Source organism: Saccharibacillus sp. WB 17 (assembly GCF_008634075.2).
GTDB lineage: Bacteria > Bacillota > Bacilli > Paenibacillales > Paenibacillaceae > Saccharibacillus > Saccharibacillus brassicae.
Map to the genome: position 1 here is coordinate 191,303 of NZ_VPFK02000015.1, position 14,039 is coordinate 205,341.

At 58.6% G+C, this 14,039-nt stretch carries 10 protein-coding genes; 1 reads left to right on the forward strand and 9 read right to left on the reverse strand.

Features of this window, described 5'->3' with window-relative positions:
• Positions 1 to 167: 167 nt before the first annotated feature.
• The 8 genes from FTE24_RS08125 to FTE24_RS08160 form a co-directional block, all read right to left on the reverse strand.
• On the reverse strand, positions 168 to 1,154 hold the full coding sequence (locus FTE24_RS08125; protein ID WP_150231544.1) for a LacI family DNA-binding transcriptional regulator: 987 nt from the start codon (positions 1,152 to 1,154) through the stop codon (positions 168 to 170).
• Between the two features lie 99 nt (positions 1,155 to 1,253).
• Positions 1,254 to 4,607, reverse strand: a complete 3,354-nt coding sequence (locus FTE24_RS08130) for a GH36-type glycosyl hydrolase domain-containing protein (protein ID WP_150231546.1) — start codon at positions 4,605 to 4,607, stop codon at positions 1,254 to 1,256.
• A gap of 49 nt (positions 4,608 to 4,656) precedes the next feature.
• The gene (locus FTE24_RS08135) at positions 4,657 to 6,825 is read right to left on the reverse strand and encodes a glycoside hydrolase family 3 N-terminal domain-containing protein (RefSeq protein WP_150231548.1); all 2,169 of its coding nucleotides are present in this window, start codon (positions 6,823 to 6,825) and stop codon (positions 4,657 to 4,659) included.
• Between the two features lie 213 nt (positions 6,826 to 7,038).
• Complete coding sequence (locus FTE24_RS08140) at positions 7,039 to 8,646, reverse strand: ABC transporter substrate-binding protein (protein ID WP_150231551.1); 1,608 nt, start codon at positions 8,644 to 8,646, stop codon at positions 7,039 to 7,041.
• Between the two features lie 71 nt (positions 8,647 to 8,717).
• Entirely contained in the window at positions 8,718 to 9,626 is a 909-nt protein-coding gene (locus tag FTE24_RS08145) for a carbohydrate ABC transporter permease (protein ID WP_141448954.1), read from the reverse strand.
• A gap of 19 nt (positions 9,627 to 9,645) precedes the next feature.
• Positions 9,646 to 10,605 (reverse strand): ABC transporter permease, encoded by a 960-nt coding sequence (locus FTE24_RS08150; protein WP_415663148.1) that lies wholly within the window; start codon positions 10,603 to 10,605, stop codon positions 9,646 to 9,648.
• Between the two features lie 218 nt (positions 10,606 to 10,823).
• A complete protein-coding gene (locus tag FTE24_RS08155; protein ID WP_150231553.1) occupies positions 10,824 to 11,834 on the reverse strand; it encodes a LacI family DNA-binding transcriptional regulator in 1,011 nt (336 codons plus the stop codon).
• 476 nt (positions 11,835 to 12,310) lie between these two features.
• Positions 12,311 to 13,108, reverse strand: coding sequence for an alpha/beta hydrolase (locus tag FTE24_RS08160; RefSeq protein ID WP_150231555.1), 798 nt, complete (start codon positions 13,106 to 13,108; stop codon positions 12,311 to 12,313).
• Between the two features lie 161 nt (positions 13,109 to 13,269).
• Here FTE24_RS08160 and FTE24_RS08165 point away from each other — a divergent pair, with 161 nt between their 5' ends.
• Positions 13,270 to 13,482, forward strand: coding sequence for a hypothetical protein (locus FTE24_RS08165; RefSeq protein WP_150231557.1), 213 nt, complete (start codon positions 13,270 to 13,272; stop codon positions 13,480 to 13,482).
• Positions 13,483 to 13,770: 288 nt separating this feature from the next.
• Here the strand turns inward: FTE24_RS08165 and FTE24_RS08170 are convergent.
• Positions 13,771 to 14,039: hypothetical protein (locus FTE24_RS08170; RefSeq protein WP_237401691.1), on the reverse strand; the 269-nt coding region annotated here is incomplete at its 5' end.

Sequence of the window (14,039 nt, forward strand, 5' to 3'; positions counted from 1 at the left end):
ACACAGCGCTGCCGGGCTATTCAAATCGCGTGCTGCGGCTTTGCGTATCCCGGCAAACGAAAAGCGCCTTTCCCCGGGAGGAAAGACGCTTGGGTTCCGAAACGCAGGATCGGCGTATGGCCAACGCACGGCAGGCGCACGGCCGAAAAGCGGCGCCGGACAAACGTTCAGTCGGCGGAGCGGTGCTCCGGCGCCGGACCGACCGATCCGCCTTCGATCAGGCGGACCTGCATCCGTTCGTGTTCGACGGAATCGCCGGACAGGATGTTGAGCAGATGTTCGGCGGCCGCCGCGCCCCATTTGGGCCGCGAATAATCGACGGTCGCAAGTCTCGGCTGCAAATATTTGGCGAGCTCGATATTGTCGAAGCCGATCAGGTGAACCTGTTCGCCGATTTTGAGTTCGGTACCGTTCAGCGCGTTGCTGATACCGACCGCCATCTCGTCGTTGAGACAGAAGACCGCGACCGGGCCTTCGTACTCGTCGACGATCTGCCGCGCCGCGACTTCGCCGCCCTGCTTCTCGAAATTGCTGCGAATTTCGGTCAGGCGGACGTCGGGCCGCGCTTCCGCCATCTGCCGCACGGCCGCAAGGCGCTGATTCGAATCGTACGAATCTTCCGGGCCGGTCACGACATAGAGATTGCGGTGTCCGCGTTCCAGCAGATGGTTCATCGCCGCTTCCGCGCCCGCCTGGTTGTCGAGCAGCACGCGGTTGATGTTCGGATGAATCAATTCGCGGTCCAGCACTACGATCCGGTGTCCGCGGTCCGCGTACCGCAAAATCTCTTCGCTGCCGAATCCCGAATCGAGAATGATCGCGCCGTCGATCATTCGCTCGGGCAGCATGCGGTGCGATTGCATGCCGCTGCACACGATCATGTCGTACCCTTCGCGATTGAGCACGCGCTTGACCCCGTCCAGCAGATCGCCGTACACGTCGCCGCGGAAATCCGTCAAGAATACGCCAATGATGCGGGATTCTCGCTTCTTCAGCGTGCGCGCCGCGGCGTTCGGCACGTAATGCAGTTCCTCGGCGATCGCCAGAATGCGCGAACTGGTCTCGTCCGTCACCTTGCTGCTGCCGTTTAACGCGTAAGACACCGTTGAAATCGATACTCCTGCCTTTTTGGCGATATCCTTGATACTGACCAATCCACTCGCTCCCCTGTCTGGTTGCCTTTTACTTCTTATACCCATATAACAGACAACAAAGGCGATCCGTCAAGATCGCCCCGTTGTTTTTCTATAATATTACACGAAAATTTCGATAATGTTGCGATCTTTGGCGGCCGCGGCTTCAAAATCGGCCCGCGCGATGCGGATTCCGCCTTCGCGGTAGCGGTTGTCGCCTACCCGCTCGCCGATTTCCCGGCCGTTCAATTTCACGACACCCGATACGTCCGTACCGATGCGGTACACGAACGTCGCCGGAATGCCGTCGTAGCTGAAATCGAAGTTCATTCCGTCAAGCGAAGCCGGCAGAACCGGATCGACGACCAGATCTCCGCCTTCCTGACGGATGCCGAGCACGTTGCCGATCAGCTGGTTCATGTAGATTCCGGGACCGCTGGAATAGATTCTCCATCCGCCCTTGACGGCCACGTCGCCGCTTTTCAGTTCGCCGAAGCGCTCCTGCGCTTCGTACCGGTCGTTGAACTTGCCGTCCGAGCTGCTGAAGTACGAGTTGCTCTGGCGCAGCTCCGCGTTCGGCACGACGTCCTGAATGCCGATCGGATTGATGATCGCGAGGCCGTTCCACGTCTCGTCGGAAAGTCCCAGCTTCGCCATCGCTTCCACGTAGCGGATATGGGCATGCACGTACTGCAATCCGATCTCGCGGCCGAAGTTCGACGCCTGCTCGGCGCGCTTGAAGTGGGTGCTGACGCCGCCCGCGTATTGAGCCGGACGGTTCATGAGGCGTACGCCGTCCGGGCAGTAGAACTCGCGCTTGATCAGTTCATAATGCGCTTGCGCCTGTTCGGGCGTGAGCAGTTCCCCGATCATGCTGCGAGTCATCGGCAGCAGGCGGTAGGAGATGCCCGTTTCCGTGTCGCTCGGATGCAGCATCGGCTTGGGCTTGTCCGCTTCTTCCATGTACACGAAGCCCGGAATGACGTCCGTGTTCAGCATGTAGCGTCCGAAGTCGGCGCGGATGCCTTCGGCCATCTCGGCCAATTCCTGCGCGAACGCCGCATCGGCGCCTTCAAGCGCGGAAGACAGTACGTTGACCGTTTGATACGTCAGCGCGACCGTCCAGCTGCTCACCATGTACTGCTTGAGCTGCGCGTTCGCCGGCTGGAGCGTATCGTCCCAGTCGCCGTCGCCGTACGAAGACAGGAACGTGTCGTGCAGGAAATTGTTTTTGATATAGGCGATTTCCTTTTTGGCATGATCCAGAATCGTATGTTCGTCTTCCGTGAAGCCGAACTCGTGCTTGACCGTGTACGGCACTTTTTCCGACAAAATGCCGAAGTCCCGCGTCGTTTTCAAATAATCGCCCAGCACTTTAAGCGGCCAGACGATGATGTCGCCGTGGCTTTCTTCCTGCTGGATCGCGAAATACTTGTCGAACATGAACCACTGCGGCCAAGCGCCGTCGTCTTCGTACTGGTGCGAATAGACGGTCTTCAGAATGTCTTTGACCTGTCCGTATTTCTGCGTCGCCATGAAGTATTCGACCGGTCCCTGGCAGACGTCGCGCGTTCCCCACGCCGCTCCGCCGTACTGTTCCAGGCCGTGCGGGGACGAATAGTGGACGAGCATGTTATGCGTGTACCACCAGGCGAGCGCGTTGACTTTGAACAGTTCTTCGTTTGTGCTGCTGCCGTCTTTGGACAGGTTGAACCCGTTCATGACGTCTTTGTAGAAAGCACGGTATTTGACGGTTTCTTCTTCTACCGAACGCTGGGCAAAAGGAAGTTCCGTGCCGTCAAGCGACCCTTGCACCGTCAGCGTCCAGCTCGCGCTCGGCTCGATCGCAAGCGTCACGAGCGAAGCGTCGCCCGGGTCGATTCCTTCGGCCAGCATCGTCTCGTCGCCGATTGTGCTGGTCGCTCCGTCGACCTTCATGCGGAACGCAAGGTTCGGGTACGAAGTCGCGCTGAGCGAAGATGCGTCGGCCGTAAACGTCAGCACGCCGCCCTGCTCCGTCATATGCAGCGGGAATTCGTATTCGTTCACGTTCATCGTGATCTGCGTCGTGACGAGGTAGCGGTAAGCATTGCCGCTCTGCGAGCTGACGCTCAGGCGCACTTCCGGGCTGTCCACGGTCGTGAACGCCGTGACGATCAGCGTGTCGGCTTCGGTCTTGTACGTCCAGCGCACGTAGTTGAAGCCGATCTCGAACAGCGACGGCATCGTCAGCAGGCGATATTGTCCTTCGACTTCGACGTAGATGCGCTGGCCGGCCGTTTTCGGTACGTTAAGCGCGCTGCGCATATTGCTCATCATTTTGTTGAAGTTCGTGTTGCCGAGCACGACCTGCGAATTGAACACGCCGTACATGTAAGACGTACTCGCCAGCACCGGCACGCCGAATTCCACGTTGCCGCCGCTCATGAGGATATGGCCGTGCGGACGCTCGACGAGGCGCTCTTTTTCCTTCAGGACGATATGTTCGTACGTGTCCGTGAAGAAAGCGAGCAGTTTGCCGTTCTCGCGTTCTTCCTGGTACCGGTTCGGGAACAGGTTCGCCACTTCGTCTTCCGTCAGGTCGAGCGTCTGCAGCGGTTCGCCGATCGACGCTTTGATCGAGACCGGCGGGAGCGATGAAAGCTCGCCCGCCGCTTCGGCTTCATACGCTTCCCAGGCCGACTGCACGTCGCCCGCGTATTCAAGCTCCGAGATCGCCGACGGATGGTCGGTGCGGTGCAGGCCGTAGAAGACGAAGCGCGCTTCGCCGCTCAACGCGACCAATTCGGATTGCAGCGCCGTATAGGCGAATTCGTATTGGTAGACCCGGTTCGCAAGCTTGCCCTGCGTCAGCGATTCCGGCACATTGGTTTCTTTGTACGATTTGCCGAAGAACTGGAAGCCGTCGGTCGAGTAGCCGGCCGCGCGTGTCAGCGAACCCTGCTGCATGTACGGGAAAGCCCCGCCCTGCGGCTGGTTCTGGCGCGAGCAGACGACGTAGCCTTTGCTCTCGTCTTCGAACACCGTGTGGTCGATGTACTGCGACAGATACGCTTCGTTGCTGCGCACCGCGCCCGGATCGGCGTTGCCGACGTCCTGGCCGTAGACGACGTCGATATTGACGCCTTCGCCGCGCGTCTGCACGTCCCAGAACCAGACGTCGCGGTCCGTGACGGCGAAGGTGACGGTGTATTCGACGTTCTCTGCGCGTCCTTCCCAGACGACGCGCTTGGCACCGCGGCTAACGGAGCTGCCGGAAGCGATGCCGAGCAGCGGGTAGAACGAGATGCCGGATTCGCGGTGGAACCGCAGGTACACATTATTGAGCGAACCGTCGAGCGGGCTCGACAGCAGCTGGTTGAGCATCGTTTGGCCTCCGAGCGCCCGGTAAAGGTCGCCGCTCGGCCAGAAGGTGAAGTCCAGGCTTCCCGCCTGAACGCTGAATTTCGAATTGGGGTTTGCGAGAGTCGTCATGAATGAGTTCACTCCTATATCCATCGTTTTTTTATCTGTAAAAAGAAAGTCAGGCGTTCGTCAGCACGAAAGAACCTTGCTGCGTATCGAGACTGCTGCGGCCGACGAAGACGTCGAACCGGCCGGGATCGCTTTTGAAGCTCAAGTCCGCATGGTGGTAACGCAGCTGTTCTTCGCCGAGGGTGAAGACCGCGGTCCCCACTTCGCCCGGCGCCAGATCCAGCTTGACGAAGCCTTTCAATTCGCGCACCGGACGTACCACTTCGCCCGCGATGTCGCGGATATACAGCTGTACGGTCTCGGTGCCGGCGCGTTCGCCGGTATTGGTCACCTCGACGCTGACGGTCAGGTGCGAGTCGCCCGTCATCTTGTCCGACGACAGCTTGAGGCTGCCGTACTCGAACGTCGTGTACGACAAGCCGAAGCCGAACGGCAGCAGCGGGTCGTTCGGTGCGTCGAGATACTGCGACACGTAACGTACCTGGGCATCGTCCGCTCCGAGCGGACGTCCCGTGTTGAAATGGTTGTAATACACCGGCACCTGACCAACGGAATGCGGGAACGACATGCTCAGACGGGCGGACGGGTTGACCGCACCGATCAGAATGTCCGCGACCGCCGCGCCGCCTTCGCTGCCCGGGAACCACGCTTCGACGACGGCGCCGAGCTTGTCGTAGACGCCGTGCAGGTCGAGCGGGCGTCCGTTGAACAGGACGGCCGCCGTAGGCTTGCGCAGCTCGGCGATAAGCGCGACGAGTTCCAGCTGCGCCTGCGGCAGACGGATATCTGTCCGGCAGCCGGCTTCGCCGCTCATCTCGGACGCTTCGCCGAGCGCAAGCACGATCACGTCGGCCTGCACGGCCGCTTCGAGCGCTTCGCGCAGCTGCTGCTCCGTGCCGCTCTCGATGCCGCAGCCTTCGGCGACGATCAGATTCCCGGCGCCGAGCCGATCGGCCAGTGCGCCGTCCAACCGGACCGCGTCTTCGGTCGAACCGCTCCACGACCACGGACCGAGAATATCGCCGCTGCTGGCGAACGGACCGATCAGGGCGACTTTGGCTTCCGGCCGGATCGGCAGCACGCCGTCGTTCTTGAGCAGGACGGTCGATTTCGTCGCCAGCTCGTAAGCCGCGTCGCGGTGCTCGCGGCTGAACACCACTTCCGCTTCGCGTTCCGGATTCGCGCCGCGGTGCGGACGCTCGAACAGTCCCAGCTTGTTCTTGAGCTGGAGAATGCGCAGTACCGATTCGTCGACCAGCGCTTCGTCCACTTGTCCGCCGCGAACCAGTTCCGGCAGTTCGTGCACGTAGCAGGCCGTCATCATCTCGATATCGACGCCGGCGCGAATAGCCCGGTAAGCCGCTTCGCGTTCGTCTTCGGCGACGCCGTGCGGAATGAGCTCCTTCACGGCGCCCCAATCGGAGATCAGCACGCCGTCGAATTTCCATTCTTCGCGCAGCAGATCGCGCATCAATTTCTCGTTGGCGCTGGCCGGAATGCCGTCGATCGTATTGAACGAAGTCATGACCATTTCGCAGCCTTCGTCGAGCGCCGCTTTGTAAGCCGGCAAATAATATTCGCGCAGCTGGCGTTCGGACAGATCGACCGTGTTATAGTCGCGGCCGGCTTCCGAAGCGCCGTAGGCGGCAAAATGCTTCACGCAGGCGGCGACGCGCTCGGCTTCGGCCTGCAAATCGTCGCCCTGCAGTCCGCGCACGAACGCGCGGGCGAACAAGCTGTTCAGGTACGGGTCTTCGCCCGTCGATTCCATCACGCGGCCCCAGCGGGGATCGCGCACCAGATCGACCATCGGCGCGAACGTCACGTGGATACCGGAGACGGCCGCTTCGCGCGCCGCGATCTCCGCGCTGCGTTCGGCCAGTTCCGTGTCCCACGAACAGCCGATCGCAAGCGGCACGGGGAAAATGGTCTTGAATCCGTGCACGATATCCGCCATGAACAGCAGCGGGATACCGTGCGGATTTTTGGCGAGATGCGCTTCCTGCACGGCAATCGCGCCGGCCGCTCCCGCATAGCCGAGAATGGAGCCGCTGCTTGCAACCATGGAATCGGTGATTCCCATCGCCTGCATCGGTCCGGTAATTTGGCCTTCATCGTCCGCACCTTCGTAGAAAGGAGCGGCCAGCTGGACCAGTTGAGCGATTTTTTCTTCGAGCGTCATCTTGTCGATCAGGCCGAGAAGTTGCTGATTGTCCATACCGAGTCCTCCAAGCCTTCAAAATATAATGGGTCGCGCTAATTTCCTCATTTACGGCGCGTACGCAAACCGGAAACATTCAAACGTTTGCGTACATGCCCTAGAAGAAGAAAACCCGGTCCGTGCGGAAACTCCGCGCGCACCGGGTTTGTCCTAAGACCGGGCCGGCCGGCGCTAAGCCTGCCGGACCCGGATTGAAGCGTTATGAAGCTCTTACTGTGCGAATTCTTTGTTCAGTTCGTCGAGCACCGGCTTGACGAGGGATTGTTTGCTTTCGACCCACTTCTTCCAGTTCGTCTCCAAATCGCCCGGCTGAAGAATCAGGTTGGCGTATTCGGTCGCGTAGTCGAAGTTGGCTTGGTCTTTCGATCTCGACGTGTACAACTGGAAGTCCCAATCGTAAGTCGCCATGGCGCCGCCCTGCGTGCTCAGCTCCGCTTTTTCTTTGTACAGTTCCACCGAACGCTCGCGGAACGCTTTTTTGATTGCCGGGTTGATGACGCTGAAGTCATCGCCCAGTACATACAGTCCTTCGAAACGGCCCGGGTATTTGTCTTCCAGCGTCGTGCCTTCCGGCAGCGTGCTGACCAGTTCGCCGTTTTCTTCTTTCCAGTCTTCGCCTTCGAAGCCCAGGTTCAGAATGCGCTGCGCGTCTTCCGACACCGAGTATTCGATCATGTCCATGATGCGCTCGAATTTCTCTTGGGAAATGTCCGGCGAGAATACGAGCGACGACCAGAAGTTAACCTGCTCCAGGTTGCGGTATTTGCCGTCTTCGCCGATAATCAGCGCTTCGTGCACCACGTCGGAGCTGTCGAGCTTGAGGTTCTTTTTCATTGCGGTATCCATGTCTTGTCTGTAGGAAGCGAGGCCGCCCAGACCGCTCATGCCGGAAATGCCGGTCACTTTGAACGCGTCTCCGCCTTCGCTGTTTTTCCAGGTGTAGAATTCCGGATCAAGCAGGCCGTCTTTGTACGCTTGCTGAGCGAGCTTCAGGCCCGTCAGCGTGGACTCGTCGGCAGGTCCCCAGGTGTACTTGCCGTCTTCGCCTTTGTAGAACGCGGACTCGACGCGGGAATGTTCGTTGTTCGCCATCATGAAGCCTGTCAGCAGGTCGCCGGCGTTGAAAGACATCGGGATCAGGCGTTTGCCCACTTTACCCGGATCTTTTTCTTTGACCAGTTTCGCGTATTCCATCAGTTCCGTTACGGTGTACGCGTCTTTCAGTTCGAATCCGACCGCTTCCGCCCAGTCTTTGCGCAGTGCGATAACGCCGATTTGGTTCAGCAGCGGATCGGCAGGCTGGTTCTGGAAGTAGACCGGCTTGGGCAGAACGTAAGTGCCGCCGACTTTTTCTTCGAGACGTTCGCCGAGACCCGTCGAAGCGTAAGCTTTTGCCGTTTGCGGCCAACGCTCTTTCCAGTCGTCCGGGAACTTGTAGAACAAGCCCTGGTCGATGTAGTTGATCGCGTCGCCCTGCACGTAGTTCCAGCTGGCGAAGTCCGGAAGGTCGCCGGAGTTGATCCAGAGACGCATTTTTTCCGGCCACGAATCCCAGTCGATATAGTTGTAATCCCAAGTGATATTGAATTTGTCCGTGAAGAATTTGTGGAACTTGTCGTCCATTTTCGCTTTGGAAACGTCCGTTACGCTGGCATAGGAAATTTCCAGATTGTTCGCGTACGTGCCGTCTTCGTTTTTCTCGTCCGCCGTGCCCGTTTTGGCATCGCCGCCCGAACCGCAGGCGGTAACGAGTACCATGACCAGGGAAAGCGCGAGCAGGAAGAGCCCTTTGACCGAAAACATTTTGTGCGTTTTCATGTTTTACCCCCATTTGTTGTTTGGATTTTGACAATCCGGTTGACCCCTTGTACAGCTTGTCTATCGTATGATCAGGTCTTGATAGCCCCTGTCAATACCCCTTTGGCGAAGTGCTTTTGCAGCAGCGGGAAGAAAGCCATGATCGGCAGCATGGTGACGAATACCGCCGCCATTTTCATCCCGGTCGAGAACGATTGGGCCGTGCCCTGACCGACGCTTGTGGCGTTGGAGGCGTTGGTCTGCGATTCGACGATGATCGCCCGCAGCACGTTTTGCAGCGGAAGCTGCTCGGCTTTTCGCAGGAAGATCATCGCGTCGTACCAGCTGTTCCAGAAGGCGACCCCGTAGAACAGGGCGATCGTCGCCATGATCGGCGCGGCCAGCGGCAGCACGACCGAACGGAGGATTCTCCATTCGCCGGCGCCGTCGAGTCTTGCCGATTCCATCAGCGATTCCGGCAGGCCCTGGAAATAGTTCATCATCAGGATCATGTTGAATACGCTGAAGCTGCCGGACAGGATAACGGCCCAGAGCGAACCGGTCAAATGCAAGTCTTTCATGACCAGGTACAGCGGAACGATACCGCCGCTGAAGATCATGGTGAACAGTACCAGGAAGAAGATCGGCTTTTTGCCCGGGAAGCTGGGACGGCTGAGGCCGTACGCCATGCTAACCGTCAGGAACAGGCTGAGCGGAAGGCCGGCGGCCATCAGCTTGATCGTGTTCCAGTAACCGGTGCCGATGCTGCCGTCCGCGAACAGCGCTTTGTAGGACGAGAGCGTCGGCTCTTTCGGCCACATGAGCAGCGGATTTTCGGCATATTCGCGCTGGGTCGCGAAGGAGATCATGATAACGTTCCAGAACGGAATCAGAATCGACAGCGCGCCGAGCGTCAGGATCAAGAAGATGAAAATATCGAGCGCCGTCAACCGGCTGGTGTTGAATTTGCTTTTTTTGTGTTTTTTCGCCAATGTACTCATTCGGTTGCGTTCTCCTCTCTTATCGGAACAGGCCGTCTCCGCCCATCCATTTCGCAGCCCGGTCGGCCAACAGCAGCAGAACCATGTTCACGATCGAGCGGAACAAGCTGACTGCGGTCGAGAACGAGAAGTCCGTCGAGGACTGGAAGGTGATCCGGTAGATGTAGACGTCGAGTACCTGCGATACGTTCTGCGTCGCGGCATTTGCCAAGTTGAAGATCTGATCGAAGCCGGACGACATAAGCCCGCCGACCGAAAGGATGAACATGATGGTGATCGTCGGCATGATGTTCGGAAGCGTAACGCGGAACATCTGCTGCAGCCGGGTCGCGCCGTCAATCTGCGCCGCCTCGTACTGCTCCTGGTCGATCCCCGAGATGGCGGCCATGAACACGATCGCGCCCCACCCGGTCGATTTCCAGATATCCGTCAGGATGATCATCGGATAGAAGTTCTGCTCGGAACCGAGGAAGTTGATCGTCGGAAGTCCGAACAGGGCCAAGAAACTGTTGACCAGGCCGTCATAGGCCAGAACGTTGATGATGATACCCGATACGATGATCCACGACAGGAAGTGCGGGAACGTGAACGCGGTTTGCAGCACCTTTTTGTAGCGGCGCATCCGCAGCTCGTTCAGCAGCAGCGCGAGCAGGATCGGGAACGGGAACGTAATGAACAATTTGATGATGTTGACGTACAGCGTCCGCCATACCGCGTCGGCGAACGCCGGGTCGCGGAACACGTACTTGAAGTTCTCGAATCCGATCCAGGCGCTGCCCCAGATGCCGTCGTTGGCACGGTAATCCTTGAAGGCGAGCGACAGACCGCCCATCGGCAGGTAAGCGAACAGGATCAGCCAGATCAAACCGGGAATCAGCAGCGTGTACGTCATTCGGTACTTCCAGACTTCGGACAACAGACGTTTGAATTTGGATGGTTCCCCTTTGGCCGAGCCCGGGGATATAGCTGCAGGTTTCACATGACATCTCCTCACTCTTCTTGGGTCTCTATGATGCTTGGGCAAAACGGGCGGCGGACCGCGCATCGTGCAGGTGAATCGTTTCGATTGGCGGAAAAGAAAGCCGCGATCGCCGCGTGAACGGTTTCAGCAAGCGTTTACTTGTTACGCCGTTCGAAAAACGATCCCTTGTGCGCGGCGGGGATGCGAAATATCGATCCTACGCATCCTCTGCCGCTTCAGGTCACTTTGCGGCTGGAGCCGCGCTTGACGAGCATGGACTCGAATACCACATGTCGGTTCGCCGTGTCTCCCGCGATCAGGTCGAACAAAATTTCGACGCTGACATGGGCCATCTCCACGCCCGGCTGGCTGACGGTGTCGAGCGACGGATGGTAATACTCCGCCATTTCGATACCGTCGAACCCGACGATCGAAACGTCGCCGGGAATCGACAGCCCCGAGGACAGCACCGCTTTGGCGGCGCCGATCGCGATAGCGTCGGAGGCGGCGAACATCGCCGTGACGCCCAGGTTTTTGTTCAGGAGACGTTTGGCGGCCGCGAAGCCGAAGCTTGGCGCGTACTCGCAGTCTTCAACGAGCGCCGGATCGTATTCGATTCCGTGCTCTTCAAGCGCTTTCTTGTAACCCAGGAGCCGGCGGCTGCCGATCGTGTTCTCCTTAAAAGGAAACCGGGCCAGAAAACAGATGTTGCGGTGCCCCAGCGAAATCAGGTAATCCGTCGCTTTGTAGGCACTCTGCACGTCGTCGATCGATACGCTCGAAAACGCGGACGGATCGACATCTTTCAACGTGGTGATCGTCGTCAGCACGAACGGAATGCCGAGCTGGCGGAACTCTTCTTCGGAATGATCGTACGTCCCGCCCATGAAAATGACGCCGTACAGATTCTTCTCCTTGATCAGCTGCATCGCTGCGGCGATCTCGTCGACACCGTCTTCGACCTGCTGAATCATCAGCGGACAACCCCTCAGATGGACCTGACGCTCCACTTCCTTGATCATGTTGGCGAAAAAAGGATTGGAGATCCCTTTGACCATCAACGCGATCGTATTGGATCGAAGCTTCTTCAGGTTGCGGGCGTTGCTGTTCGGTACGTAGTTGTACTGCTTCACCACGGACAGCACCCGGGCACGAGTGGTATCGCTTACGACCCCGCTATTGTTGAGCACTCTCGATACCGTCGATATGCCCACGCCGGAAATTTTCGCAATGTCTTTGATATTCATCTCGTCTGCCGCTTCACCTCGCTTCCAAAATCGGTTTTGACGCCTGCTCAAACCCCTTGTCCCAAAATATCCGAATGATCGTGGGAAACGTTTCCTATCGGGCAGGAAACGTTTCCTTTACCAATCGAATCGTTTCGATACACATCATAAACCTCAATATTAGAAGTGTCAATACAGTTCTAATAAAATGTTTGAATCACAAAACCGCTTTCTGTGAACCGCTTCCAACCTTATCCAGCCAAAACGGCGTTACATGCGCTTTCTTATGCGGATTTAAGATAGTAAGCGGTTGCATAAAGAGATTATGCCCCAAATAAGTGTGACAAAAATATTCAAAGTGATTCTTTCATTTGTCTGATAGGAAACGTTACCACAACTTTCCGATACGTTTTCACCTTCTTCGTGCGCGGCAGACAAACCAAAAAAACCGAAGCGGACGAGCCGCTTCGGCTGTGCAAATCCATAAACCCGATCGATCAATCGGCAAATCCGTTTAGCCTCAACCACGAAGCTCCCTGCCCTGTCCAATTCCGTACATGTTCGTCGCCTTCGGCCATGCCCATGCCGTGTCCGCCGAGCGCATAGACATGCAGGTCGAACGGCACTCCGCTGCGTCCGAGCGCCGAAGCGAACAGCAGGCTGTTCTCGACCGGAACGAGGCCGTCTTCCGACGTATGCCACAGAAAAGTCGGCGGCGTCTCGGGCGTTACGTTGCGTTCGCTGCACAGCGCCTGAATCTCGGCTTCGGCCGCGGCCGCGCCGAGCAGCGCGATACGCGATCCGTCATGCGTGTACGGTCCGCTGAGCGTAATGACCGGATAGCACAGCATGAGCAGATCCGGGCGGCTTGATTGGCGCTCGACCGGATCTTCGGCATCCGGCTTGCCGGCATCGAACAGCGTGCCCGCCGTGGACGCGAGATGGCCGCCCGCCGAAAAGCCGAGCACGCCGACCCGGCCCGGATCGACGCCGAATTCGGCCGCGCGTTCGCGAACGGTACGCACGGCGCGCTGCACGTCGGATAACGCGCTCGGGTAGCGGTACGGCGCCACGCGGTAGCGGATCACGAAAGCGGATATGCCGAGCGTGTTCAGCCAGAGCGCGATCGGTTCTCCTTCGTGGTCGGCGCGGAACTCGTAGCCGCCGCCCGGACATACGATGACGGCCGCCTTATTCTCTCCGCTTACTAGGTACGGGAAAATGGCGGGTACGTCTTCCTCGGTCGTGCCGGCGGCATTCGGTGCGCCTTCCGGCCATAAAATTACAGGATTCATTGCTTCGTCCTCCTCATATTCGCTTCGTCTACCGCTTTATTATACGCTTTGGCGAAAAGTTCGAAAGGGGTTTCGAGAAAAAGGCCACGCTTCGCTTCCGCTCCGGTTTGCACGCGAATTATGTTAGACTGACTCCATAGGGTTAACGAAGGAGGAACGATATGGCTACCAACCGCAGGCTTGAATCCGAGCCGGATTTTCAGGAAGCGATGGATCAGGAACGGACCGTACGGGTGTTCCGCGATGACGAGATGCTGAACGCGGGCGGCCTGATCATCCGGTTCGACTCGTCCATGGTCGCTGTTCAATCAAGCGTCAGCGATCTGGATTATTATGACCGGCACCGCTGCGAATTTTACGAATTGCGACGTTAGGGCGGTTAGATTGGATGTCCACAGCCTCATATGGTGAAAAAGCCTTCGGCCGATTTTCGGTCGAAGGCTTTTTTGGCGTTTGGATCAGAAGCCCGATGGTGCGGAGACGGGAGATGGAAAAAGCGGGCGCGGGAGCCTTGCAGCGCGAGGATGCAGAAGCGCGAAGATGCAGACGTTTGAGGATGCAGACGTTCGAGGATGCGGATATAAAAAAGCCCGCCGGAGAGGCGGGCTTCAAGAAAAGCGGTGTAAGACGGCTGTCTTACGCTGTCTTACACGCTGGAGAGCCTAGCGGCCGCTTCGCTTCTTGGCGGCCAGCAGGCGGTCCATGGCGCTGCCGCCGTCATCCGGCGGCGCAGGTTCGTCCGGCGGCTTCGCGCGGCCGGACGGCGGATCGCCGCGGGAGGCTTCGCCCGCGGAACGTTCGGCCGGCTGCGCACGGCCGGTGCCGCGCTCCGCGCGGACGCGGTCCACGGCGGAGGCCAAGCCTCCTTCCGCCGCGGACCCCGGCTCCCCGCCTGCTGCGCGGGGAGCCTCGGCCGGCCGCTGCGCAGGCG

Coding starts and splice junctions, on each gene's coding strand:
- FTE24_RS08140 (WP_150231551.1), bottom strand. CDS start 8,646: ATGAAAACGCACAAAATGTTTTCGGTCAAAGGGCTCTTCCTGCTCGCG.
- FTE24_RS08160 (WP_150231555.1), bottom strand. CDS start 13,108: ATGAATCCTGTAATTTTATGGCCGGAAGGCGCACCGAATGCCGCCGGC.
- FTE24_RS08135 (WP_150231548.1), bottom strand. CDS start 6,825: ATGGACAATCAGCAACTTCTCGGCCTGATCGACAAGATGACGCTCGAA.
- FTE24_RS08155 (WP_150231553.1), bottom strand. CDS start 11,834: ATGAATATCAAAGACATTGCGAAAATTTCCGGCGTGGGCATATCGACG.
- FTE24_RS08145 (WP_141448954.1), bottom strand. CDS start 9,626: ATGAGTACATTGGCGAAAAAACACAAAAAAAGCAAATTCAACACCAGC.
- FTE24_RS08165 (WP_150231557.1), top strand. CDS start 13,270: ATGGCTACCAACCGCAGGCTTGAATCCGAGCCGGATTTTCAGGAAGCG.
- FTE24_RS08130 (WP_150231546.1), bottom strand. CDS start 4,607: ATGACGACTCTCGCAAACCCCAATTCGAAATTCAGCGTTCAGGCGGGA.